Source organism: Reella acinonychis (assembly GCF_052828705.1).
Window position 1 is genome coordinate 1,221,855 of sequence record NZ_CM128256.1, and the last position, 25,907, is coordinate 1,247,761.

A 25,907-nucleotide genomic window follows, 5' to 3' on the forward strand; every position below is an offset into this window, starting at 1 on the left:
TAAGGGCTTTTTTGTTGGAAAAATATAAGAAAAGTGCGGTGTGTTTTTTCTTATTTTTTATTGGGATAGATTGAGAATAAGAATTTTAGAACGACGCTGATAGTTATAATTTTCTCTTTTCTCTGTTGGTAAATCTTCCACGTTTGCCATTCTAAAGCCACGTTCTTGGAACCAATGCACTGTTCTTGTGGTTAACACAAATAATTTTTCAATTCCTTGATTGATTGCTCTTTTTTGAATCGCTTCGAGGAGAATATCGCCTCGAGATGAATTTCTGTAATCAGGATGAACTGCAACACAAGCCATTTCTGCCATTTTTTCTTCAGGATAACTATTGAGTGCAGCACAAGCGATAATAACACCATCACGATCAATAATGGTGTATTTTTCAATATCCATTTCTAATTGTTCACGCGAACGTTTTACTAAAATACCTTGTTGTTCAAGCGGATGAATTAATTGAAGTAATCCCGGAATATCGCGAGCTGTTGCAATGCGAATATCTTCTGAATTTTCAATAGAAAGCTGCGTACCCACACCATCACGCGTAAATAGCTCTTGTAATAAAGAACCGTCTTCTTCATAGCTTAATAAATGGGAACGTTTTACTCCTGAACGACAAACATCAATAGCAGCCTGCAAGAAACGTGCTTGGGAACTGTGGTATTCATTTTTTTGAATAAAATGAGTTAAATATTCTTCGGCTTGTTGTGGTAGCAGATCGGAAATGGTTTGTTTTTGTTTGTCCAAAATCCCTTGTGTTGAACTAAAGCCAATTAATTTTTCCGCTTTAATTTTTATCGCCACTTGAGTGGCAATTTCTTCAAAAGGCAGGTTAAAACTTTCGCCTGTAACAGAAGGGGCAACAGGTCCAATTAATACAATGGCATCACGTTCTAATTGTTGTTTGATATTTTCAGTTTCAATGCGGCGTAATTTACCGCTTAATTGATAATCAACTCCATCATCCACACCAATAGGTTGCGCAAGAATGAAATTACTGCTGACCACATTGAGCAATGGTGCGTGAGGTAAACGCATAGAAAGGCGAGAGGTAATATCATAATTTAGCTTGCCTACAGCTTGCTTCACTAAATCAAGGGTTTTGAGATCCGTTATGCGAATATTTTTATGATATTGAGGAACAATACTATGTTGTTGTAATAATTCGTTAATTTGTAAACGAGCACCAAAAACAATAATGAGTTTAATCCCAAGACTATGTAGTAAACGAATATCGTTAATAATATTAATGAAATTAGGGCTTGCAATGGTATCGCCATCAAGCATGATGACAAAGGTTTTGCCTCTGTGCATATTCACATAGGGGGTTGATTGGCGAAACCAATGGACTAACTCAGTACTACGCATAATAAATCCTTATATTTATTCACTAATATTGAATTTATATTCAATTTTATGAATATGCAAGTGAAATTTATGGAAATAGAAAACTTTGTTATTTTACACCGCACTTTTGAGGATAATAAAAAGGCTTTCAATTAAGAAAGCCTTTTGTATAGCAATTATTTTGCTGCTTTTAATTCTTGATAGTATTTTTCGTATAACTCAACCGCTTCACCTACGTCATCTTGCCAGTAAGAATTTTGCAAGATTTCAGCTGTAGGGTAGATTGAAGGATCTTGAGTAATTTCTGTTGGTAATTTAGCTTTTGCTTTTAAGTTAGAGGTTGGGTAACCAATTTCTAACGTTAATTTTTCAGCAGTTGCTTCACCTAACATATAGTTAATTAATTTGTGCGCTGCATCTGAATTTTTTGCATTAGCTGGAATTGCTAATGTATCAACCCATAATACTGGACCTTCTTTTGGGAACACCATGTCGATAGTACCTGGTGCTTCTTTCTTAGCGATACGCACAGAACCATTCCATAATTGACCTAGTTCAACTTCGCCTGCAATAAATGAACTTGCTGGGTTATCAGAGTTGAATGAAAGGACATTTGGACGAAGTTTTAATAATTCTTCGTATGCTGCTTTGATTTCATCTGGATTAGTGGTATTAGGGTTTTTACCTAATTTTAATAATGCAATGTTAAATACTTCGCGAGCATCGTCTAATAATTGTACTTTACCTGCATATTCAGCTTTCCATAAATCACCCCAAGAAGTAAAATCAGAACCTTTATAAGCAGTTGTATTGAATGCAATACCTGGTGCACCTAATAATTGTGGTAAAGAATATTTGTTACCTTTATCGTAATCTTTATTCAACCAATCTGGATCTAATTCTGCAATAACAGGTAATTTGCTGTGATCAAGTTCTTTTAACATACCTTCGCGAGCCATTTTTGACACGAAGTAGTTTGATGGCGCAATAACATCATAGCTATCAGAACCTGCACCTTGTAATTTCACTTTAGCGAACATTGTCTCATTTGATTCAAGACTTGAACGATTCACTTTAATACCAGTTTCTTGAGTAAATTGGTCTAATAGACCATCTGGTACATATTCGGTCCAAGTGTAGAGGTTTACTGTATTCTCTTCACTTGCTACAGCTGGTAATGCAACTGAAATTAGGCCAGCTGCAACAAGACCTGCTAATTTTTTCATTTAGATCATCTCCTGTGATGAATTAATTAAGAGTAAAATCCGTCCTTCTTTTTCTCGAAGAAATAAAAAAACGCCTGACTTCGGTTTAGGGCCTAATGTCCGGCGTTATTTTATGTGTAAATCGTTATTTTGTCTAGGCTTTATCTTTTTTGCCAATTAATTGCGCTAATAAGACAAGAGCAAGAGAAAGCACGATCATAATGGTTGCTAATGCATTGACTTCAGGCGTTACACCAGTTTTTACTAATGAGTAAATCTTGAGTGGTAAGATCTCATAGCTTGCGCCACTTACAAATGAGGATACAACCACATCATCTAATGAAAGTGTAAAGCTTAATAACCAACCTGAAACAATTGCAGGTAACGCTAATGGTAAAATAATTTTACGTAAAATCGTTACTTCACTTGCACCTAAATCTCTTGCTGCTTCTAACATTCTCACATCAAAGCCTTTTAAGCGAGAATAAACACTCACTACAACATAAGGTAAACAGAACGTAATATGTGCTAATAGCAATGACCAAAAGCCTAATGAAATGCCTACCATCATAAATAGCGCTAATAAAGATACTGCCATAACAATATCTGGCGACATCATCACAATAAATAGCATTCCACTTACAGCTTGTTTACCGCGGAATTTGTAACGATAAAGAGCAATAGCGGTTAAGCTACCAATTAATGTTGCAATGGTTGCACCTACAAAAGCGATAACAACAGAATGGATAGCAGATTGAATTAAAGTATCATTATTAAATAAGCGTTCGTACCAGTTCCAGCTAAAACCTTTCCATGACAAACCATAGCGGTCTGTATTAAAAGAGTTGGTAACTAAGATAACAATTGGAATGTACAAATAGGCGTACACAACCAACATAAAGAAACTACGTAGTATGCGACCCATTATTCTAACTCCACTTTCTTATTCAATAATTTATTGGCTTTATAATAAACCATAATTAACAACGCCATTAAAATCGTTAAGCCAATACTAATTGCTGAACCAAATGGCCAGTTACGTGAAATTAAGAATTCACTCTTAATCACGTTACCCACTAATAAGACTTTCGCTCCACCAAGTAAATCGGCTACATAGAACATCCCCATCGCTGGTAGCAATACTAATAAGCAACCAGAGATAATTCCAGGCATAGTCAATGGGATAATAATCTTAATGAAACGTTGGAACGCATTTGCGCCTAAATCTTTTGCCGCTTCAAGTAGGCGAAGATCTAATTTCTCAATAGCAGAGTAGAGCGGTAAGATCATAAATGGTAATAGCAAATACACTAAACCAATAATCACTGCTACTTCAGTATTTAAAATACGAATAGGCTCACTAATCAAACCAATAGAGAGTAAGATTTCGTTTAGTACACCTTTCACGCCAAGAAAGATTTTCATACCATAAATACGGATTAATGAGTTTGTCCAGAATGGAAGTACCAACAAAAACATTAAAAAAGCGCGGTATTTTGGATTTATCTTGGTCATGATAAATGCAAAAGGATAGCCAACCACTAAACATAAAATCGTCGTGATGAGCGACATATACAATGAGTTCCATACCACTTTGCCATACAATGGCTCAAATAAGCGCGTATAGTTCTCAAAGGTAAAAGGTAAGGCATAGAAATTACTACTGTCTTTGCTGAGGAAACTCACAATAAACACCAAAAAGTTTGGTGCAAAAACAAAGAAAATTAACCAAGCAAAGATGATACCAACAGCGAATTTCTGGAACTTATTGGTCGTTTTCATCGTTTAATACAACCTCCCAGCCTTCGTGCCATGTGAGAGCCACTTTTTGACCTAAAGAGTGATCGATATTTGGATCGTCTTCATTAAAGAATTCGCTGACTAATACGTTCATACCATTGTGATCTAAGGTCACATTAGATTCTAATGTCATCCCTTTATAATTACGATCCGCTACGTGCCCAATAATTGCTTTGGAACTTTCATTTTCATCTAGTTCTTCAATCACAATATCTTCAGGACGTAACAAGACTTTTAATTTTTGTCCAGCTTGTACATCAAGTGCGGTGTAAATATCACAAATTCTGCCTTCAACATTGGCACGAACACGTTTTTCATCTTTACGCTCAATCACTGTTGCATCAAAGATATTAATTTCACCGATAAATTTCGCGACGAATAAATTTTTCGGATCTTCATAGATTTCACGCGGTGAACCATCTTGCTGAATATGACCTTTTTTCAGCACAATAATACGATCAGACATCGTCAAGGCTTCTTCTTGGTCATGAGTAACGAAAATAAAGGTAATACCTAATTGACGTTGTAATGATTTCAATTCGTTCTGCATTTTTTTACGCAATTTGTAATCTAATGCAGAGAGTGATTCATCCAGTAATAATACTTTCGGTTTATTTACTACGGCACGCGCGATAGCGATACGTTGTTGTTGACCACCAGAAAGTTGTGCAGGTTTACGATCAGCCATGTCTTCTAACTGAACCATACGCAATGCTTCCATTACACGAGGCTTAATTTCTGCCTCAGATACTTTTTGCATGCGTAAACCAAAAGCCACATTGTCAAAAATTGTCATATGTGGGAACAATGCATAACTTTGGAATACCGTATTAATATGGCGATTTTCAGCAGGAATGTTGGTAACATCTTCGCCATCAATAATGATTTGACCCGCATTCGCTTCTTCAAAACCAGCAATTAAGCGTAAAACGGTGGTTTTACCACAGCCTGAAGGACCTAAAATGGTGACAAATTCACCATGGTTAATGGTTAAGTTAAAGTCATTGATGATAGTGTTATCACCATAAGCTTTTTTAAGCGAGCGTAGCTCAACGATAGGTTTAGTAGTTTTTTCCACTAGCTTTGGTTTTCTCCCTGAAAAACTAAAATGAGATTAGTTTGAATAGAAGCAAAACGCTTATTTGTCAGATAAATAAGCACCGAAATTTCAAACAGTAATGATATAGCTATTACGACTTAATGAAAAGGGAAGAATATCATTTTGTTTAAATAATTTACAGAATCGTATTAATTTTGAACAGTAATAGAAAGTGTTATTTTTATAAAATTTGATTTAGGTAAAAGTGCGGTGTAATTTTTCGTAAAAAATTTGCACCGCACTTTATGTTTTTGCATAATCAATTCCCATAAGGAGAGAATTATGCAAACTTCGCAACAATATTTACTCGAACGTTTTTTAAATTATGTGTCATTTGATACGCAGGCTAAAATCGGTGCCAAAAGTTCGCCAAGTTCTTCAGGACAGTTAAAGTTAGCACAACATTTAGCACAAGAATTACAAGCTATTGGTTTAACTGATATCCAACTTTCTAAACAAGGCGTTTTAACTGCTTATTTAGAAGGCAATGTGCCAAATTCGCCAACAATTGGACTCATTGCACATTTGGATACCTCACCAGATTGCAGTGGCAAAAATGTGAAGCCTGAAGTGATCCAAAATTATCGCGGTGGTGATATAGCTTTAGGCATTGGTGAGGAATTTATTAGCCCCGTTTACTATTCATTTATGCACCAATTAATTGGTAAAACTTTAATTGTTGCGGACGGTACAACTTTATTAGGCGCAGACAATAAAGCTGGAATTGCAGAAATTATCACCGCACTTTCTATTTTAAAAGAGAGCAATCAGCCTCGCTGTCATTTACGCATCGCTTTCACACCAGATGAAGAAATCGGTTTGGGTATGCAACATTTCCCTTTAGAACAATTCGCTTGCGATTGGGCATATACCATTGATGGTGGCGAATTAGGGGAATTGGAATATGAAAATTTCAATGCAGCAAGTGCCACTATTACCTTCGTGGGTCGCAATATTCATCCCGGTTATGCGAAAGGAAAAATGGTGAATGCATTGGCATTAGCTTGTGAATTTCAACAACAGCTTCCAGCGCAGGAAGTACCAGAAAAAACAGAGAATAAACAAGGCTTTTTCCATTTACATCGTTTTTCTGGTGACATTGAACGAGTGGAATTACATTATTTAATTCGTGATTTCGATGCGGAACAATTTGAACAGCGTAAGGCATTTTTGTTAAGCAATGTCGCTCAGTTTAATCAGGAAAAAGGCTTGCTCCATCCAATTCAAATAGAGATTACTGATAGCTATAAAAATATGTATGAGACTGTTAAAAAAGTACCACAAGCTATTGAATTAGCAGATCGTGCTATGCGTGAATGTGGTATTTCACCGCAACATAAAGCAATTCGCGGGGGAACGGACGGAGCTTGGTTAGGCGAGAAGGGATTAGCCTGTCCGAATATTTTTACCGGTGGCTATAATTTCCATAGTAAGCATGAATTAATTTGTTTGGAAAGTATGCAAAGTGCAGTAGAAACGATTGTAAAAATAGCGCAGCTAGCAACGCAACTGTATAAGTAACTTATTGAAAACTAATCGGAAAAAGACCGCACTTTATAATGAAAAGTGCGGTCTTTTTTATCATTGTTTATTCGGCTAGCACACCTGAATTCCACTGCTTCGCGTCTTTCGGAGTTTTCACTTGCAGTAAGAATCGTTGGTTTGCTTTTGCTTGAGGTTGAACAACAGTTGACGACGGGGTAGAGAAAGATATACCGCCTTTCAATAACTGCTGGACAGATCCTGTATTTACTTCAATGCCAGACCAACCAAGTTCTGCCGAATAACCTGTTGTGATCCAGAATTGCGAGTTTTGTCGTACTAAATGAGCATATTTTGGTGCAATTGCAATGTGGATCAATACACGATCACCTAAATTATTAAGTGTTAATTGGCGAATTTTACCCACATCCACACCACGATACATCACAGGCGAGCCTTCAGTAAGATTTAGCGCATCATTCGCTTCCAAAATAATCGGGAAACCTTGTGTGAATTTCAGAGCTTTGGAATTGTTGTTATCCGATAAATTAAATTGTGTTTTATATTTACCAGCTCCTGCTTCAATGTCGATGTAAGGTTGTAATAAGCTGTCTATATTCTCAATTCCACCAGCAGAAATTTGTGGCGAAATGACTTTAAATACGCTGTTTTCTTTTGCCACAATCGACATATAATTTGGGTTCATTAAGGCTTTAGCTTTGATTTTCTTTGTAGCTTTATCTAAGCTAATTTCCTCAATTTCACCTACGGTTAATCCCATGTAGCGAAGATCCATGCCAGTGCTGAGATTTGTGGCATCATCTGTGATTAGTGTAATGATTTGTCCTGCAGATTTTGCTTTCAGTTCGCTTGCATACAAGGCGGTATTTTTTCCGCTACCATGATTATCAAAACTAATAGCACCTTTTAACGAACGAGCAATAGGCGTTGCTTGAATACTAATGCCTTTTGGTGTGATATCAATTTGTGCTGCACTTTCTACCCAAAAACGACTGTTTGGTGTTAATAAATGGGCAAATTTAGGATAAATGGCGATATCTACATCAAAGTGTTCTTTTAATGGACGCACTTCTAATACTTGTCCCACTTCATATTGGCGGTAAAGAACCAAGGAACCTTTGCTGATACTTGGTAATTGTTTGGTTTGCAAAGTAATACTTGGTTTTAAATTTGTGCTGACTAACCCCATTTCTGCATGAGACTGATCCTTGTAAATTGGATAGCTTGTTTTGGCTTCGCCATGCGGTTTTCCTGAAATGATACGAACGCCACCTTGCAACCATTTTTCTGGTCGTGCAGCATGCATTTTCAATCCATCTAATCCGAAAGAAATATCAAAATTCGTGGCGGCAATAAATTGTGTGCCAGCATGAATTAAATTGCGGTATTGAGGTGAAATCACAGCTTTAAAACGTACGCCATCGATATCTACTTTTTGTTCGATTAATCGCCCAATATTAATATTGTTGTAATAAATATATTCACCTTTGTTAATGCCGTAGGTTTCAGGCGCGGTTAAGGTCAAAATGAGCGTATTGGGCTGATTAAGCAATAATTCATCTTCTCTTAGTGCACTGAATTTAGTGCTTGGTTCGCCTTTACCCGCAATCATTTCTAAATAAACACCACGCAACATATCAGGTAATTTTTCTAAATTACCCAAATTAAGTTTAGGCGAATGGATAATAAATTGAGTGGTTTGGCGTAATGAATCCTTAATGCTTGGATTTAACAATAAGGTGCCTTCCATATAGTCATCATTGACATCTGCATCGTCAATGGAAGAAATAATGCCCACAGGCGATCCTTGTAAATAGACTTCGGTTATGCCTTCTTTAAATGAAGAATCATTGGGTAGTGTAATTTCAACTTCGATACCTCGTTGAGCAGAACGAAGATCAGGATAGAGAGTATATTGTTCATTTTGATTGGCAAGTTCGCTTTTTTCTGGTGAGTCAAAGGTAATGGCGCCTTGAACGACAGCTTGCAAACTATCCACATTGATATTTACTCCGCTAAAATCAACATCAGCACGAATACCACTGATATTCCAAAAGCGGCTGTCTTTTTTGATAAGATTTTTGTAGGCTTTCTCAATGGCTACGTGAATTTCAACGTTTTTCTGATCAGGCGTAAAGCCGTATTTTAATACTTTACCCACAGGAAGTTTTTTATAAAAAACAGCAGCGCCAGGGGAAATAGAACCTAAATCTTCTGAAATTAATCGAATTAATAAATCGCCATCATCAATTTGAGCGATTGGACTTTCTGTTTCCGCCACAAAATCATATTTATAATCGCCTTCACCCGGTTGAAGCGTAATATAGTTACCAGAAATTAAGGTGTCTAAACCTGAAATCCCAGCTAAAGATGCATTTGGTTGGACTAACCAAAATTTCGTTGTTTCTCTTAAAACAGTTTTTGCTTCAGGATAAATATTAGCTTCGACCGCTACACTTTTTAAGTCATCGGCAAAATTCACTTTTTTAACTACACCAATTTGTAATCCTTGGTAACGAACTTGCGTTTTATTGGCAACTAAACCATCACCTGTTGCAAAAGTAATATGGATCGTTTCGCCTTGCTCTTTAATGATTTGGAAGAATAAGGTCGCACCAATAATTAATGCAATGATAGGCAGTAACCAAAATGGCGATATACGACGGCTTTTTTTCACATTTGCTTCAGGTAGCTTTTGTGCTACTGAAGTTTCTTCTGCTGAATGAATTTGATGATTATTTGTCATAAATTTTCCAAAGTAAACGACTATCAAAAGTGGTCGTTGCGATCATAGTTAAAAATACCGATAAACCAAAATAAATTGCGGCAGGTCCTACAGAAAAATTGATAATTTGCCCGCGTGTGACTAATGACATCATGAGGGCGAGTACAAACAAATCAAGCATGGACCAGCGCCCAACAAAGTGAACAACATGAAACAATTTCAGTTGCCATTTTAAAGAATGTTGCCAACGGAAATGTATGCTAAACAGCAAATAGAGCATAATAATAATTTTGCTGATTGGCACAAAAATACTCGCAAAAAACACGATAAAAGCGACAAAATAGCTACCCATATCAATAAAGGAAATAACGCCCGAGATGAGCGTATCTCCAGTAGAAAGATTATTCATCGCAATATAAGAAATCGGATATATATTAGCAGGGAAGATCATTATCATGCCAGCTAAAAGTGCTGCCCAAGTTTGTTGTAGACTGATATCCGCTGATTTTTCTGGCGCGCTATGGCAACGAGGGCAGCGATCCTCATTTTTATGATTTTTTATAGGTTGCTCAAAAGTATATTGGCAATGAATACAAAAGTGCGGTGTATTTTTTAAGGATTTTGCGGAATATTTGACATTTTGAGGATAAAAGTTATCCCACAATGCACTTGGCTCAATTTTGGCAAAAAGCAAGGTTGTCAGTAGTGCCACAACCAAAAAGGCAATTAAATAAATATCAAAAGAGAGACTTGCATAATCTCTCACTTTAAATGCTGTTACGCCAATTGCAACCAAATACACATCAAACATGACCCAAGGTTTTATATAATTTAATGTAATCAATAGGTTGCGAGGTTTGATTCCCATTAATTTTGAGAACTGTAACAAGATAATCAAAAGACAAAAAGCGATAGGAATAAATACCGCACATAAGAAAATTAAAAATGCAGTGTAGGCATAGCCTTCTGTTGCCATTTTCCAAACACCTCCCCAAATTGACGCATCAACATTAACACCAATCAAATGAATAGTTAATAAAGGGTAGTTCAGTGCAAAAGGCATGAGAATGAGAATAGAAAAGGCAATAATTGAGCAGCGTTTTAGCGACCAATGATCTTGCGATTGTAATTCATGCTGGCAGCGAGGACAAACCGCATGTTCACCTTTTTGTAAATGCGGAATAGCAACTAAGGCATCGCATTCACAACAGCGAGAAACATGATCGATTTTGTCGTTTGAATAAGTTGCCTGCATAGTTTTCCTAGATAATTTTTCAAATCACCATTTTATACATTAATATTAGGCTTGCCAAATGTCGCCGAGAAATAGTCTTGTAATTGGGAATATTTGAAGTGGAAACCTTGTTGTAATAGTTTTTGCGGTTGCATATTTTGGCTGTCTAACAATAAAGCTGCACGTTCGCCTAAGAGCAATTTTAATAAGCAGGCGGGAGCCTGAGCAAAATAAGGTCGTTTTAGTTGGCGAGCCAATAAGCGATTAAATTCCGTATTTGTGACAGGATTGGGTGCACTGAGGTTGAAAGCACCATGACAAGATGGATGATGAATTAAAAAATCAATGGCATTCACCATATCTTCTAAAGCAATCCAAGGCATAAATTGTTTGCCATTACCTAATTTTCCACCAAATCCGCATTGGTATAGGGGTAACATTTTTTGCAATGCCCCACCTTGTGGTGATAAGACGAAACCTGTTCTTAACAAACAGACTCGCGTATTGGCAGATTTCGCGGCTTTTTCCCATTGTTGACAAAGGGATGCAACAAAAGAATGGTCTGCTGGCTGTTGTTCATTTATTGCTTGTTCTCCTGTATTGCCATAATAGCCAGAAGCCGAAGCGGAAATAAAACAGTCTGGAGGTGTGTTGGCAGCATTAATAAGTGCGGTCAATTTTTCGGTTAATTTTATTCGACTATCCCATAACCGTTTTTTTTGTTTATTACTCCAACGTCTATTAAAAATGGGTTCCCCAGCTAAATTAACGACTACATTAGCTTGTAGAGAAACGGGCAAAGAATCTACCGCAGTTAAATGTGGGTGATGTTGAAATAGGGCAAGTGCTTTTGTCGGAGAGCGGGTTAATATTGTAATTTGATGATGTTGTGCAAGCCATTTTCTGACAAGGGCTTGCCCAATTAAACCTGTTCCCCCTGTAATAAAAATAACCATGCTATAACGAATTTTCAAATAAACGTTGGATATTTTTGATTAACTGTTCTGTTGTTGTATTTTGAGTGGGCGTGATGAAAATTGTATCATCGCCTGCAATAGTGCCGAGAATACCGTCTGCTTTTCCTACGGAGTCAAGCAAACGTGCAATCAACTGTGCAGCACCAGGACTTGTTTTTACAACTACTAATAATGAATTGTAATCAATATCTAAAACCAGATTTTTGAGAGGGCTACTTGTATTTGGTACGCTTAATTCGTTAGGTAAGCAATACACCATCTCCATTCTTGTATTTCGGGTTCGTACTGCACCAAATTTAGTCAGCATACGTGAAACTTTTGATTGGTTAATATTCGCAAAGCCCATATCTTGCAAAGCGGTAACGATTTCACTTTGAGAACCAAAACGTTCTTGTGCCAGTAATGCTTTAAACGCATTTGTTAAGCTATCATTTTTTTGTTGAGTCATAGATTTTCATTATTCAATTGATTTGCATAAATTGTGCATAAAAATGCAAAATTAATCAATAAAAATTGAAATTATTTATTTGTGGAAAAAAGAGTGCGGTAAAATTTGAAGTAGATCTCAAATTTGGATTTTGCTATTTGAATTATATTGATCTTATACGTAAACTAGGAGGTAATCAAATAGAGTTAGCACTCATAAAAATTGATCACAGTTTTTATAAGCCCTAATTTTTAGATGTTTAAGGAGACAAAAATGAAAATTGCAGTTTTAGGTGCCGCAGGTGGTATTGGTCAACCACTCTCATTATTATTGAAATTACAACTTCCAGCTGGTTCAGAACTAGCATTATATGATGTAGCACCTATGACACCGGGTGTGGCAAAAGATTTAAGCCATATTTCCACCGCGGTTAAAGTTGAAGGCTATGCAGGCGATGACATTGGTGCAGCTTTACAAGGTGCAGATGTTGTTGTGATCTCTGCGGGTGTGGCAAGAAAACCTGGTATGGATCGTTCAGATCTTTTCAACATCAACGCAGGTATCATTCGTGATTTAGTCCAAAATGTAGCTAAATTTGCGCCAAAAGCTTGTATTGGCATCATTACTAACCCAGTTAATACCACTGTTGCGATTGCTGCTGAAGTATTAAAACGTGCAGGCGTATATGATAAACGTAAATTATTTGGTGTGACCACCTTAGACGTATTACGTGCTGAAACCTTCATTGCAGAACAAAAAGGCTTAGAAGTTGAGCGCAATAGTGTACCAGTCATTGGTGGTCACTCAGGTACAACAATTTTACCTCTTCTTTCACAAGTTCAATATGCAACTTGGGGCGATGAAGAAGTGGTTGAATTAACTAAACGTATCCAAAATGCAGGTACTGATGTTGTAAATGCGAAAGCAGGCGCTGGCTCAGCAACATTATCAATGGCTATGGCAGCAGCACGCTTTACCTTAGCACTAGTTCGTGGTTTACGTGGTGAATTAGCTGTTGAATGTGCTTATGTGGAAGGTGATGGCGAATATGCTCGTTTCTTCTCTCAACCAATTCGTTTTGGTAAAGAAGGTGTTGAAGCATTGTTACCAATTGGTCCATTAAGTGCGTTTGAAAAAGAGCAGTTAGACGCTATGTTACCGCAGTTGAAAGCGGATATTGAATTAGGCGAAAAATTCGTTTAATTACATTTCAAAACTTATAAAAAATAAACCGCACTTTGAAGTGCGGTTTATTTTTTTCTATTTTCTGACCACTTTGAGAGGGGAGAAAGCTTGTGCTACAGGCATGATTTCAATGCGATTCACATTGACATGGGCAGGCTGTTGGTAAATCCAAAGCGCTGCGTTGGCAATATCTTCTGGTTGAATGGATTGCACGCCTTTATAAAGATCAGCCGCTTTTTCATCATCACCTTTAAAACGGACATTGGAAAATTCAGTACCGCCACATAAGCCTGGCTCAATATTGGTAACACGAATAGCTGTACCAACAAGATCCGCTCGTAAATTTAAACTAAATTGCTCAACGAAAGCTTTGGTTGCACCATAGACATTGCCGCCTGGATAAGGATAAGTCCCCGCAATAGATCCTAAATTGATAATATGTCCTTTGTTTTTTTCGACCATTTTAGGCAATACTTGATGAGTAAGATAAGTAAGACCCACAATATTGGTATTGATCATGGTCAACCAGTCGTCAAATTTTGCTTGGTGAGCAAGCTCTAATCCCAATGCGAGCCCTGCATTATTCACTAATAAGTCAATATCAGCCCATTCAGCTGGCAATTGCGAAAGTGCGGTGTCAATTTCTTGTGTTTTGGACACATCCATTTGTAACGGATAGAAATTTTCGCCGAGTTCATGTTGTAGTGCTTGTAATTTATCTAAACGGCGAGCTGCACCAATGACTTTGTAGCCTGCATTGATAAAGGCTGAGCAAATCGCTTTACCAAATCCTGCTGATGCGCCTGTAACTAAAATTGCCATATAACCTCCTGTATTTAAAATATTGATTTATCATAACAAAAAATCCTACGCAAATGGAATGAACGTAGGATTTTTTATGGATTATGTTAATTTCGGTTTACTGACCATGATTTCAATCACTTGTCGGTCTGTATATTGCATACTGCGAGAGGCAATATTACATAAGTTATTGATGGAGCGATCAATATCATGCTCAACAATGCCTTCATTACCTGTGACCTGACTGTTATCTAATGCCATTAAAACAGACTTATAACCCGAAGTGACACTGGTTGACACTTTCATTGCACAACTGTTTGCCGCACCATCACAGATAATGCCACTGATATCGCCAATCATACTGCTGATTGCCATGCTAATACTTTCAAATTTCCCAGTTAATAGCCAAGCAACACCAGCGCAGCTTCCCATTGCTGCGGTAGTGGCAGCGCAAAGGGCAGAAAGTTTTGGGAGTTTGCTATGAATATAAATTGCCATTAAGTGAGATAAAAATAGTGCACGAATACGTTGCTCTTCCGTTGCATTGATGTGACGCGCGACCACTACAACAGGCATAGTTGCAGTAATGCCTTGGTTGCCTGAGCCTGAGTTACTCATCGCAGGAAGATTGGCTCCGCCCATTCTTGCGTCAGAAGCAGCAGTGGTTTCAATAACAATTCGGTTGAGCAAATCGTCGCTAATTAATCCCATACCAATTTGTTTTTGCAACGTGCGACCAATATGCAAACCGTAATCAGTGCGTAAGCCTTCTTGTGAAAGTGCACTATTGAGTTTTGCTGCCTCTTCAATAAAACGGATTTTTTCTAACTCGACATTCATTGAAAAATCGAACAGATCTTTTGCGGAAAGTGCGGTGAAAATATCTGCAATTTCATCATTTTCTACGGCGCAAGGTTTGCTAAAAATGCACTGACCATTTTTTTCAATATAAATCACATTGGTGTGATGAGCAGCAATACGAACACGAACGATATCATCTTGATAGAATAAATTCGCTTCTGAGTAAAGAATATGCTCTGTTTCAAAAATTGAAACGGAGACCTTGTCTTCACTTAGCATGGCTTTGGCTTGCTTAACTTGTTCTGCAGTAATCTGCTTTAATACTTCCAATCCAGCGTTCGGTTCGCCTCCAATTGCGCCGATAGCAGCAGCCATGGCTAATCCCACAGTACCTGTACCAGGAACAGTAACGCCCATGCCATTTTTCATGAGATTAGGCGATACTTTTGCTTCTATACGTTCAGGAATATAGCCTAAATGCTGGCGTCCAATAGCAGACGCCAACGCCAATGAAATGGGTTCTGTACAACCCAGAGCAGGAACCACTTCATTAGTTACAGCGGTAAGAATCGCTTGTTCTAAATTTTGCTGATTGATATCCATATCCATAAAGTTTATTCAATCCCTTTATGACGTAATAGCGCATCTAATGTTGGTTTGCGACCGCGGAAACGCTCAAATAATGCCATTGGTTCTTCAGAACCACCACGAGACAGAATTTCATCTAGGAAGGATTTACCTGTTACTGGATTAAAAATACCTTCTTCTTCAAAGCGTGAATAGGCATCTGCAGATAGCACTTCTGCCCAGAGATAGCTGTAATAACCGGCTGCATAACCACCAGCGAAAATATGGCTAAAACTATGTGGTGTTCTTGCCCAATCAACGCCTTTGATAACAGAGACATCTTGTTTTACTTGGTTTAATGTATCCAAAATTTGATTGGTTTGACCAATTTGATATTGATGATGTAAACGGAAATCAAATAAACCAAATTCTAATTGGCGGAGAACAAACATTGCCGCTTGGAAGTTTTTCGCTTTGATTAATTGAGTTAATTTTTCTTTTGGTAGCGGTTCTCCAGTTTCATAATGTCCTGAAATAAAGGCGAGTGCTTCTTCTTCCCAGCACCAGTTTTCTAAGAATTGGCTTGGTAATTCCACCGCGTCCCATGGCACGCCGTTAATACCTGCCACATCACCCACGTCAATTTGTGTGAGCATATGATGAATACCATGCCCAAATTCATGGAATAAGGTAGTGACTTCATCATGTGTGAATAATGCAGGTTTGTCGCCCACAGGTGCATTGAAGTTACAGGTTAAATAGGCAACGGGCTTTTGAATTGAACCATCAGCTAAACGTCTGCGACCAACGCAATCATCCATCCAAGCACCGCCACGTTTATTTTCACGAGCATATAAATCTAAATAGAAACTACCACGCACTTGATGTTGTTCATCCACCAAATCAAAGAAGCGAACATCTTTGTGATAGGTGTCAACATCAAAGCGTTCTACCGCATTAATGTTAAAAATACGTTTGATCAATTCAAATAATCCTGAAAGAACACGATTTTCTGGGAAATACGGGCGTAATTCTTCATCATTAATCGAATAGAGGGCTTGTTTTTGCTTTTCACTATAAAACGAAATATCCCAAGGTTGTAAATAAATATATTCTTGATCTTGCTGCACAAATTTTTTCAGATCACAAAGTTCTTTTTTTGCCTGATCCTTAGAACGTTTTGCTAGATCTTCAAGGAAATCTAAAACCTGTTGTGGATTTTCTGCCATTTTGGTGGCAAGTGAACGATCGGTATAGCGTTCAAATCCAAGCAGTTGAGCCAATTCCACGCGTAAATCAAGAATTTCACCCATGATTTCTGAGTTATCCCATTTACCTGCATTTGGGCCTTGATCTGAGGCTCTAGTGACAAAAGCGCGGTACATTTCTTCGCGTAATTCAGCATTTTCGCAATAAGTCATTACAGGTAAATAGCTTGGGAATTCCAAGGTAAAACGATAGCCTGTCATACCTTTGCTTTCAGCCGATTGTTTAGCAGCTTGTAATGCACTTTCTGGTAAGCCTGCTAATTGTGATTCATCGGTAATAATTTTTTCCCAGCCCATTGTAGCGTCAAGCACATTATTGCTGAATTGCGAGCTTAATTCGGATAAACGAGCAGCAATTTCGCCATAACGTTTTTGTTGTTCTGCTGGTAAGGAAATACCAGAGAGCTCAAAATCACGCAGGCTATTTTCAATGGCTTTTTTTTGCGCCACATCGTAATGTTCATATTCTGGGCTTTGTTTTAATGCGAGATAAGCATTATATAGTCCTTGGTGTTGCCCAACCCAAGTGCCATATTCCGATAATAACGGCAAACACGCTTGATAGGCTTCGCGTAATTCAGGGCTATTTTTCACCGCATTTAAATGACCAATTGGCGACCAAGCTTTACTTAAACGATCATTCACTTCTGCTAATGGCAAGTAAAAGTTTTGCCAACTAGGCTCAGGTTGCTTTAATAGTTGTTCTGTCACATCACGACAATCTTGGATTAATTTCTCTACCGCAGGTTGAATATGTTGAGGTTCAATTTTTGAGAAAGGAGGTAATGTATTATTTTCTAATAATGGGTTTGTCATAAATATCCTTATGGGGAGCAATGAAAACATTGCTCCGTTTGTTATTTATTAGTTGATTTTAGTAAGAATAAGATTTGCCATCATTGCAATATGGTCATCATCTGCATTTAATGCCGGAATATATTGGAAGGTTTTGCCACCATGTTCTAAGAAATATTCACGATTTTCTTCATCAATTTCTTCAATGGTTTCTAAACAATCCACAGAAAATCCCGGACAAACAACAGCAATTTTTTCAATGCCATTTTTTGCTGCATTTTGCATAAATTCATCCGTATAAGGCTGTAACCATTCTTCTTTTCCAAAACGTGATTGGAAGGTCATTTGCCATTGCGTTTCTTTCAAACCGAGTTGATCAACAACTGCAATGGTGGTTTGACGACAATGCTCACGATAATAATCGCCTTTTTGTTCATAACTTAATGGAATACCATGATAAGAGAACAGTAAAAACTCATCTTCTTGCATTTTCGCTTTGATGGAACGCACTAAAGCTGAAATATAGTTTTCATCTAAATGATAAGAATGAATAAAGTCAAAAGGCACAATATGGCGCTGTTTTTTCAATGCATCAGCAAAGGCATCAAAAACGGAAGCAGTAGTTGTACTACTGTATTGTGGGTACAGTGGTAACACAACGATTTTTTCCACATTCAAATCTGTTAATTTTTGCACCGCACTTTGAATGGAAGGATTGCCATAACTCATGCCAATTTCCACTTCAATATCTAAATCAGCATGATGTTGTGCAAAATAAGCCTGTAATTTTTCTTGCTGCTGCTTGGTGGTTGCTAAGAGAGGCGAGCCTTGTTCTGTCCACACCGATTGGTAATTCTTTGCAACTCGTTTTGAACGAGGTGGAAGAATAATAAAGTTAAGTAATGGCCACCAGCGCCATTTAGGCAGATCCACAACGCGAGGATCTGTCAAAAATTGACGCAAATAAGGCTTAATGGCTTCTGGAGTTGGTGCATCTGGTGTGCCCAGATTGGCTAATAAAATACCAATTTTTTTATTCATTATGATCTATTACCGAAAGTGTTAAACGTGAAGTGCAGCATAGTTTATCTTCTTGATCACGAATGTCAATTTGCCATACTTGAAGTGTGCGTCCAATTTTGATTGGATAAGCTTTACCAATAACAAAGCCCCCTTTTTTAGCAGGACGCAAGTGGCTAGCGTTGATTTCAGCTCCTACCACGATTTTGCCTTCTTCGGTGCAACAATAACCTGCTAATGATCCGACGGTTTCTGCTAGTGCCGCTGACACACCACCATGCAAAATGCCTACAGGTTGCATTGTTTTTTCATTAACAGGCATTTTTGCTTCAAGCCAATCATCGCCTTTGGCAATAAATTCAATGCCAAGATATTCTATCGCGCAATGCTTACAGCCTTCATTGAGGTCTTGTAAGCTAAATTCGCGTTTCCAAATCGCCATTTTACTTTCCTTAATGTTAATCGTTATTTAAAAAGTGTTAATAATGCTTGCACTGGGTGCAAGGCGGTAAATTGTTCAAATCGTTTTACTTGGCTGCGACAAGAATAGCCAGTGACTAAACAACGTTGTGGATTTTTTCCCTGTAATTTCTTTTGCCAAGAAATATCATAGATTTGTTTTGACATCTCTTGATTATTTAAATCATGACCAAAGACACCAGCCATACCGCAGCAGCCCACCGTATGAATTTGTAGTTCTTCTCCAAAAGCAGCAAAAATTTGTTGCCATATTTTTGGACTGGTTGGCATTGCAGTCGCTTCAGTACAATGTGGGAATAGATGCCAACTTTCTGCAGCTAAAGTGCGGTCAGAAATTTCACGATTTTGCACCGCACTTTTGAATACTTCAGTATTCAGCTGAGCGCTTAACCATTCGTGCGATGTTAAGACTTGGAAATCGCCACGTTCATGTTCTAAAACTTCTTTATATTCATCACGATAAGACAAAACAATGGCTGGATCGACCCCAACTAATGGAATCCCTAAATCTGCCACTCGATTCAAAAATGCGGACTGATTGCGAGCAGTTTGCGCAAATTGATTGAGGAAGCCTTTAATATGTTGTGCTTTCCCATTTGGTTTGAAGGGTAGCACAATCGGTTGATAACCTAATTTTTGGCATAACTCAACAAAATCAGCTACCACTTTAGCATCGTAATAAGAAGTATAAGGATCTTGCACAATAAACAACATATTGGTTTTTTCTTGCGCAGATAGCGATTCTAATTGCTCGAGCGGTTTATCTCTATAACCAATTTGCACTAATTGCTGTTGTAAATTAGGTTGGGAAAGTAGAGGTAAATCCACCATTCCTAAAGTTTTTTCCACCGCACTTTGTACCAGTTTTGCTTTGGTAAAGAAATTGAAAAAACGAGGTGCTTTCGCCATATAAGGCGCTGCAACTTCTAAATTCGCCACCACATAATCTTTTGCTGGGCGTGCATAGCGTTGATGATAAAAGTAAAAGAATTTTGAACGGAAACTTGCCACGTCAATTTTAATTGGGCATTGACTTGCACAGGCTTTACAGGCTAAGCAAGTATCCATTGCCGATTTCACTTCATGAGAAAAATCGTATTCTTTGTCTTTTTTCAATGTGTTTTTGATTTTTTGAACAAACTCACTGAGTTTTATGTTGCTTTGTTTAAATTTTAATTGCTCAGGTTGAACCTGTTCTTTTGCCATTAAATGTAACCATTCACGCACCATAGCAGCGCGACCTTTTGGCGAAAGTAAACGGTTTCGGCTAACCTTCATCGAAGGACACATGGTGCTATACACATCAAAATTAAAGCAAAGTCCATTACCATTACAATTCATTGCGCCAGAAAATTCTTCTCGTATTTGAATCGGAATTTGGCGATCGTAATCTGCACGCATTGTGGTTGCAGCAACAGAGTAGAGCTCATCTTCGCAATTAAGTGGTGTGCAAATTTTGCCTGGGTTGAGGCGATTATGTGGATCAAAGAGGAACTTCACATAGCGTAATTCTTGCCAAAGTTCTGGGGTAAAGAATTTTTCCCCATATTGTGAACGCATGCCTTTACCATGTTCACCCCAAATTAAACCGCCATATTTTAATGTGAGATCGGCAACTTGATCGGAGATTTGTTTAAATAGTTTTACTTGCTCAACATCCGTCAAATCAAGGGCTGGACGAACATGCAAGACACCAGCGTCAACATGTCCAAACATGCCATACTGTAAATTGTAGCTATCTAATAAAGCACGAAATTCTAAGATGTAATCCGCTAATTGCTCTGGTGGCACGCAGGTATCTTCAACAAAGGCAATAGGTTTTGCCCAACCTTTTGCATTACCTAATAATCCCACCGCTTTTTTACGCATCGCGTAAATACGTTCAATAGAAGCAAGGTCTGAAGTGACTTGATAACCAATAATGTTATCCTGTTTCTGTGCTATTTTTTGGTCTAATTGCTGACAAAGTGCGGTGACTTGTGCGTGAATTTTTGCTTGGTTATTGCCTGCATATTCCACAATATTTAAACCTAAAATTGGATTTTCAGGTTCTTCAGTTAATAAATCATTGACGGAATGCCAAATAATATCTTCTTTCGCTAAACCTAACACTTTGCTATCTACAGTTTCAACAGATAGCGCATTGGCTGCAACCATAAAAGGCGCATTGCGTAATGCAGCATTGAAGGAACTGTATTTAATATTAATTAAGGTGCGATATTGCGGAATTGGGGTTAAATCTAACACCGCTTCGCATATAAAGGCGAGGGAACCTTCGGAGCCCGTTAAAATTCGGGTTAAATTAAAGGCACTTTCATCATCATTAAAGACATTTTTAAGATCATAGCCTGTTAGAAAACGGTTTAATTGCGGCAGATCATTGAGAATCGATTGACGTTTTTGTTGGCAACGATTGAATATTTCTTCATGTAATTGTCTTCCATGGGCAGAAAGATTATCAGGTAAATTCTGTAAAAATTGCACTGTTTTCACCGCACTTGTATCTAAAATTTCCCCGTTGATTAATACGCTTTTTAAGCCAAGCACATGATCGGATGTTTTGCCATATTGTAATGAGCCTTGCCCCGAAGCATCTGTATTAATCATGCCTCCAATGGTTGCTCGGTTACTGGTAGAAAGTTCGGGCGCAAAAAACAATCCGTAAGGTTTGAGATATTGATTCAGTTGATCTTTTACGACACCAGCTTGTACTCTTACCCAACGTTGTTCGACATTGAGTTCTAAAATGCCAGTCATATGGCGTGACAAATCAACGATAATATTATTATTCAGAGATTGCCCGTTTGTGCCAGTACCCCCGCCACGCGGCGTGAAAGTTAAAGATTGGTATGCTTCGCGTTGTGCTAATTTAGTAAGACGTACCACATCAGCAACGGATTTAGGAAATAAAATAGCCTGCGGAAGTAATTGATAAACACTGTTATCAGTGGCAAGACTGAGACGATCGGCATAATTTGAAGCAATATCGCCTTCAAAAGATTGTTGTTGTAGATCTTGTAAATAATCTGCCACAACAGGATTAAGTTGGGGCACATCTTTTAAACGAGGTAGCATAAAATTTCTCTGCCTATTAAAGTCAAAACTGCCTGAAATCTTATCACAAAATTGAATTAAAAAAGTATTTATTCAATAAAAAAGCAAGGAACATGACCAGTAAAAAACATCAGGCTTCATTTCATCGTTTGCGTAGTCAGAACTTAGTAAAATAGCATTTATTTTACCGCACTTGATTAAATCAATCATTTTCCCGTTCAATTTTGATAAATTTACTCATTTTTTTACAAAAAGATGATTAATTAGTAGTCGAGTTGTTTTTTTTTGTACAATTTCGCCCGTTTAAAGTAAATCAAATCTCAGTATAGTTTGGGTTGATGAGCTTTATCAATGAAACTTAATTGTTTAACAAATGTTATTAAGTCAACAAAGGATATTTCAGTAATATTCTCATTTAATATTTAATCTTATAAGGAACACATAATATGTTTTCAAAAACAAAATTGGCAATAGTGATTGCCTCTACATTAGCAACAGGGGCGGTTTATGCTAGCTCATTAACCACTGCCAAAACACCAGAGGAAATCTCACGTACTGAGATCGGTAGTGAGTTTGCTCATATTCTTAATGCAGATAATGGAAGTGTGTTAGAACAAAATACAATAATGAGTGGTGATGGAAAAGTGCTTGTGTTGTTTGCGGCAGATTTTTCTGGTGCTCAGGAAACTGCCTCAAGAATATTTTTTGGCGATGATTTTAGTAAAAAACACATTATTTCAGGGGATGTAGATAACGGTGTGCCAACGCTCAGTTATGATGGTTCTATTGTTGTTCATTATTTTAATACTTATACTGTGCGTGAAGGGGATAAATGGATTGAGCATAAAGTCCCTGAGACAGAGAATTATACCTTATTAGGCGTTACACCAAGTGGCTTACTCTATGGTATTGGAAATGATAATGCCATTCAGTTGAGAACCCCTATTGATCATAAAGTGGTTAAAGAAAAATTTATAGGCAAATTCGCTCCAATTGTTGGGCGTAACCATGATGGCTCAGTGCTATTAACTAAGTTTGGTAACCCAACAGTGTATTATGGCGAGAATTATAGTAAAAAGAAAGAACTTATCTTTTTTAAAGATGGCGTATATGCAGATGGGATTTCTGGTTTAGTGAGTGGTGAACTTGCTAAAGTTAGCCCTGATGGTAATGTGATTATGAATCACGATATTGTGTATTCAGGACCTGATTATGAGAAAAAAACGGTTGTTAGCAAAACATTAAATGGTAAAACAGATCCTAATAGTGTAGTTATATTACAAGTAGCAAATAAAGATGGTTCGGTGTTAGGCGGTTCAATTGCTGGTCCTCAACTTGAGGGAGGTAATGATTTCCGTAGGGAATATCGTCCTGTAATTTGGTTTGGCAAAGATTGGTCAGAAACTAAAGATTTAGGTACTTTAGGTCAAAAAGATACAGATCAAGGTATTGTATATGCGATGTCTGATGATGGTGAAGTGATGACTGGTTTATCGACTAACGCAGAAGGTAAATATGCCGTCACATTATGGAAATTAATTAAAAAAGAAGAACCACAAATAGAGCCTCAAGTAGCACCTCAAGTTGAGCCTGAACAACCAAAAAATGATTTTGATACTGTTGCAATTGATGCGGCGAAAACCCGTGAAAGCGTAGCGAAACGTGCAGCAAGCACTTTAAACATGTTTGAAAACCAATATTATGGTTTACGCAGTTTATTAAACGGTTGTGATATTGAAAACGAACAAGCAGGCAGCTATTGCGTATCAGCACGTTCAAATTTAGCAGGTCGTCAAAATGCGAGAGAAGTGAAAGTTGGCGTAAGTGGTGCCTATAACTTCACTGAAAACTGGTCAGCAGGTTTTGTATTAGATCATACAGTTTATGCAAAATGGACAGATGGCTATCACCGTAACAAAAACAACTACGGCGCAAGCGTGCACGCACAATGGAAAAATAAATACAACGACACTACCGAATTTTATATTCGCCCAGCGTTAAGCTTCAGCAACTATAAAATGAACGTAGACCGTCCAATGTTAGCGGGTACAGAATTAGGTCATGGCAAAACACGCTTTAAAGGCTTAATGCTGTCATTAACCTTAGGTCAAAACTACCAAGGTAAAGAATTTGCATTAGGTTGGAATGCAGGTGTACGCCACAGCCGCTTAGCACAAAATGCCTACAATGAAACAGATATTGCTTTCCCAATCAGCTATGGTAAAGCAAGCTACAAAGATATCAGCGTATTTGCAGGTTTAAATGTGAAAAAAGCGGTCACAGAGAAACTTAATTGGTTAGCGGCATTAGAAGTGGAAACAGCATTCAAGCAAAAACACCCAGAAATGAAAGCCTACAACCAATATTTAGGTGAAATGACCCACAGCAAAACCATGCCCAAAACGTCAATTTCATTTGCGACAGGTGTTGAATACAAACTTAACCAGAACTTCCGTCTTGAGTTAATGCCAAAAGTCACCAAAGTGAACCATGGACCAGTACGCTGGGATGTAAGTTTGAATTTAACAGGCCAATTCTAATAACTTGTTAGGTTATTTATTTTAATGAAAAGCACCGAAAGGTGCTTTTTTGTTGTACTTAAGAAACGATAAACTAAAAAAGCGTGGTCAAATTTTTCTTATTTTTGACCGCGCTTTATTAAATAAAATCCTTGCTTTTTTATTATTTATTCAGCGGGGAATATGAATGGGTTCAGTCCACTGCGAGCAAAGCCTTTTTCTTCCATTTCAATATCTAAGAAAAGACTTGCTAGATCATCAGCTACTGCTTCAACCTGTGGATCTTTCTCTTGATAGAGAATTTTTAAGTAACTATGGCAATCGCCACAGCTTTCGGTTTTAACGGCTGCTGCTTGATTATCAATCGACCAATAGTTAAGTTCTTTTGATTGATCACAGTTAGAGCATTTTGCACGTACAACATTCCATTCACTTTCACATAAGGAACAATGCAAATAACGCAGTCCTTGTGCTGAACCAAAATGCACTACACTTGCTACTGGTGCAGATGCACAAATTGGGCAATGATGTAAGCCATCGTTACTTTCCATATTAGCATTATGTGAAATCTGTTGGCTCAGTTGTAACCAATATAACGATAATGCGGCCCAAATGAAAATGGCTTTATCGCTGGATACATTGGCATAATCTTGTGCCAGTAATTTATCCGCTAATTGTTCAAGTTCATCATGGGATGCTTTTTCTAACCAGTCAATCGTTGCCAAAATTTGTTCATTGGCATGAGGCTTCATTTCCGCTAAAAGTGCGGTTAAATATTCACGCCATTTTGTATCACGTTGCCATGTTTTGATGTTTAATGGCAAGGTTTCCGCAGTGGACAATGTTTGTTTTGGTAAGGGATTTTCTTGCAGAATGAGTAATTGTGCGTCCACAAGTTGTGCGGCAAAATTCAGATAATCTGCAAAAGGATGTTGCTGAGCTAATTCCCGTAGGCGTTTGGCTCGGCGTTGATAAAGATTTTTAGGATTAGCAAAAAGCAGCGCAGGTTGTTGGAAAGAATGTGCCGCTTGTCTAATCTCGTTTTCAGGAAGAATTCGAATACTCATAGTTCTACATCTGTTGTAAAAAAGTGTGGT

19 protein-coding genes are annotated in these 25,907 nt (G+C 37.7%); 3 read left to right on the forward strand and 16 right to left on the reverse strand.

All coding sequences use genetic code 11. The features are described 5' to 3' along the window. Positions 1-57: 57 nt before the first annotated feature. The 5 genes from argA to potA all read right to left on the reverse strand — a co-directional run bounded on the left by argA (position 58) and on the right by potA (position 5,433). A complete protein-coding gene (argA, locus tag ACUXZ4_RS06210) occupies positions 58-1,371 on the reverse strand; it encodes an amino-acid N-acetyltransferase (protein ID WP_464972360.1) in 1,314 nt (437 codons plus the stop codon). A gap of 155 nt (positions 1,372-1,526) precedes the next feature. After that, positions 1,527-2,576 carry an extracellular solute-binding protein gene (locus ACUXZ4_RS06215; RefSeq protein ID WP_464972361.1) on the reverse strand — a complete coding sequence of 350 codons (1,050 nt, stop codon included), beginning with the start codon at positions 2,574-2,576 and terminating at the stop codon, positions 1,527-1,529. 133 nt (positions 2,577-2,709) lie between these two features. Beyond that, positions 2,710-3,480 (reverse strand): spermidine/putrescine ABC transporter permease PotC, encoded by a 771-nt coding sequence (potC, locus tag ACUXZ4_RS06220; RefSeq protein ID WP_464972362.1) that lies wholly within the window; start codon positions 3,478-3,480, stop codon positions 2,710-2,712. Further along, a complete protein-coding gene (potB, locus tag ACUXZ4_RS06225) occupies positions 3,480-4,337 on the reverse strand; it encodes a spermidine/putrescine ABC transporter permease PotB (protein ID WP_464972363.1) in 858 nt (285 codons plus the stop codon). The genes potC and potB overlap by 1 nt, the downstream gene beginning before the upstream one ends. Beyond that, entirely contained in the window at positions 4,321-5,433 is a 1,113-nt protein-coding gene (gene potA, locus ACUXZ4_RS06230) for a spermidine/putrescine ABC transporter ATP-binding protein PotA (RefSeq protein ID WP_464972364.1), read from the reverse strand. The genes potB and potA overlap by 17 nt, the downstream gene beginning before the upstream one ends. Positions 5,434-5,736: 303 nt before the next feature. Here potA and pepT point away from each other — a divergent pair, with 303 nt between their 5' ends. Beyond that, on the forward strand, positions 5,737-6,975 hold the full coding sequence (gene pepT / locus ACUXZ4_RS06235; RefSeq protein WP_464972365.1) for a peptidase T: 1,239 nt from the start codon (positions 5,737-5,739) through the stop codon (positions 6,973-6,975). Positions 6,976-7,042: 67 nt separating this feature from the next. On the opposite strand, the gene ACUXZ4_RS06240 is transcribed toward pepT, so the two are convergent. Genes ACUXZ4_RS06240 through argR form a run of 4 tightly spaced genes read right to left on the reverse strand, consistent with a single transcriptional unit; the run spans position 7,043 to position 12,341 of the window. Beyond that, positions 7,043-9,703 (reverse strand): PqiB family protein, encoded by a 2,661-nt coding sequence (locus ACUXZ4_RS06240; RefSeq protein ID WP_464972366.1) that lies wholly within the window; start codon positions 9,701-9,703, stop codon positions 7,043-7,045. After that, on the reverse strand, positions 9,693-10,937 hold the full coding sequence (locus ACUXZ4_RS06245) for a PqiA/YebS family transporter subunit (protein WP_464972367.1): 1,245 nt from the start codon (positions 10,935-10,937) through the stop codon (positions 9,693-9,695). The genes ACUXZ4_RS06240 and ACUXZ4_RS06245 overlap by 11 nt, the downstream gene beginning before the upstream one ends. 32 nt (positions 10,938-10,969) lie before the next feature. Then, positions 10,970-11,872 (reverse strand): TIGR01777 family oxidoreductase, encoded by a 903-nt coding sequence (locus ACUXZ4_RS06250; protein WP_464972368.1) that lies wholly within the window; start codon positions 11,870-11,872, stop codon positions 10,970-10,972. A gap of 1 nt (position 11,873) precedes the next feature. Beyond that, on the reverse strand, positions 11,874-12,341 hold the full coding sequence (gene argR, locus ACUXZ4_RS06255) for a transcriptional regulator ArgR (protein ID WP_464972369.1): 468 nt from the start codon (positions 12,339-12,341) through the stop codon (positions 11,874-11,876). Positions 12,342-12,593: 252 nt separating this feature from the next. Between argR and mdh the strand changes: the two genes are divergently transcribed. Then, positions 12,594-13,523 carry a malate dehydrogenase gene (gene mdh / locus ACUXZ4_RS06260; protein WP_464972370.1) on the forward strand — a complete coding sequence of 310 codons (930 nt, stop codon included), beginning with the start codon at positions 12,594-12,596 and terminating at the stop codon, positions 13,521-13,523. A 57-nt stretch (positions 13,524-13,580) separates the two neighbouring features. On the opposite strand, the gene ACUXZ4_RS06265 is transcribed toward mdh, so the two are convergent. From ACUXZ4_RS06265 to ydiJ, 6 genes are all read right to left on the reverse strand, one after another. Beyond that, on the reverse strand, positions 13,581-14,327 hold the full coding sequence (locus tag ACUXZ4_RS06265) for an SDR family oxidoreductase (RefSeq protein ID WP_464972371.1): 747 nt from the start codon (positions 14,325-14,327) through the stop codon (positions 13,581-13,583). Between the two features lie 81 nt (positions 14,328-14,408). Then, the gene (locus ACUXZ4_RS06270; protein ID WP_464974000.1) at positions 14,409-15,710 is read right to left on the reverse strand and encodes an L-cysteine desulfidase family protein; all 1,302 of its coding nucleotides are present in this window, start codon (positions 15,708-15,710) and stop codon (positions 14,409-14,411) included. Between the two features lie 11 nt (positions 15,711-15,721). Next, complete coding sequence (gene prlC / locus ACUXZ4_RS06275; protein WP_464972372.1) at positions 15,722-17,758, reverse strand: oligopeptidase A; 2,037 nt, start codon at positions 17,756-17,758, stop codon at positions 15,722-15,724. Positions 17,759-17,806: 48 nt separating this feature from the next. Continuing rightward, positions 17,807-18,778 (reverse strand): ferrochelatase, encoded by a 972-nt coding sequence (gene hemH / locus ACUXZ4_RS06280; RefSeq protein WP_464972373.1) that lies wholly within the window; start codon positions 18,776-18,778, stop codon positions 17,807-17,809. After that, a complete protein-coding gene (locus tag ACUXZ4_RS06285; protein ID WP_464972374.1) occupies positions 18,771-19,199 on the reverse strand; it encodes a hotdog fold thioesterase in 429 nt (142 codons plus the stop codon). Before ACUXZ4_RS06285 ends, hemH begins: the two co-directional genes overlap by 8 nt. 23 nt (positions 19,200-19,222) lie before the next feature. After that, entirely contained in the window at positions 19,223-22,312 is a 3,090-nt protein-coding gene (gene ydiJ / locus ACUXZ4_RS06290; RefSeq protein WP_464972375.1) for a D-2-hydroxyglutarate dehydrogenase YdiJ, read from the reverse strand. A gap of 425 nt (positions 22,313-22,737) precedes the next feature. Here ydiJ and ACUXZ4_RS06295 point away from each other — a divergent pair, with 425 nt between their 5' ends. Next, entirely contained in the window at positions 22,738-24,831 is a 2,094-nt protein-coding gene (locus tag ACUXZ4_RS06295) for an autotransporter outer membrane beta-barrel domain-containing protein (RefSeq protein ID WP_464972376.1), read from the forward strand. Positions 24,832-24,977: 146 nt separating this feature from the next. On the opposite strand, the gene fdhE is transcribed toward ACUXZ4_RS06295, so the two are convergent. Next, positions 24,978-25,877: a formate dehydrogenase accessory protein FdhE gene (fdhE, locus tag ACUXZ4_RS06300; protein WP_464972377.1), complete on the reverse strand. Its 900-nt coding sequence runs from the start codon at positions 25,875-25,877 to the stop codon at positions 24,978-24,980. Between the last annotated feature and the right edge of the window lie 30 nt (positions 25,878-25,907).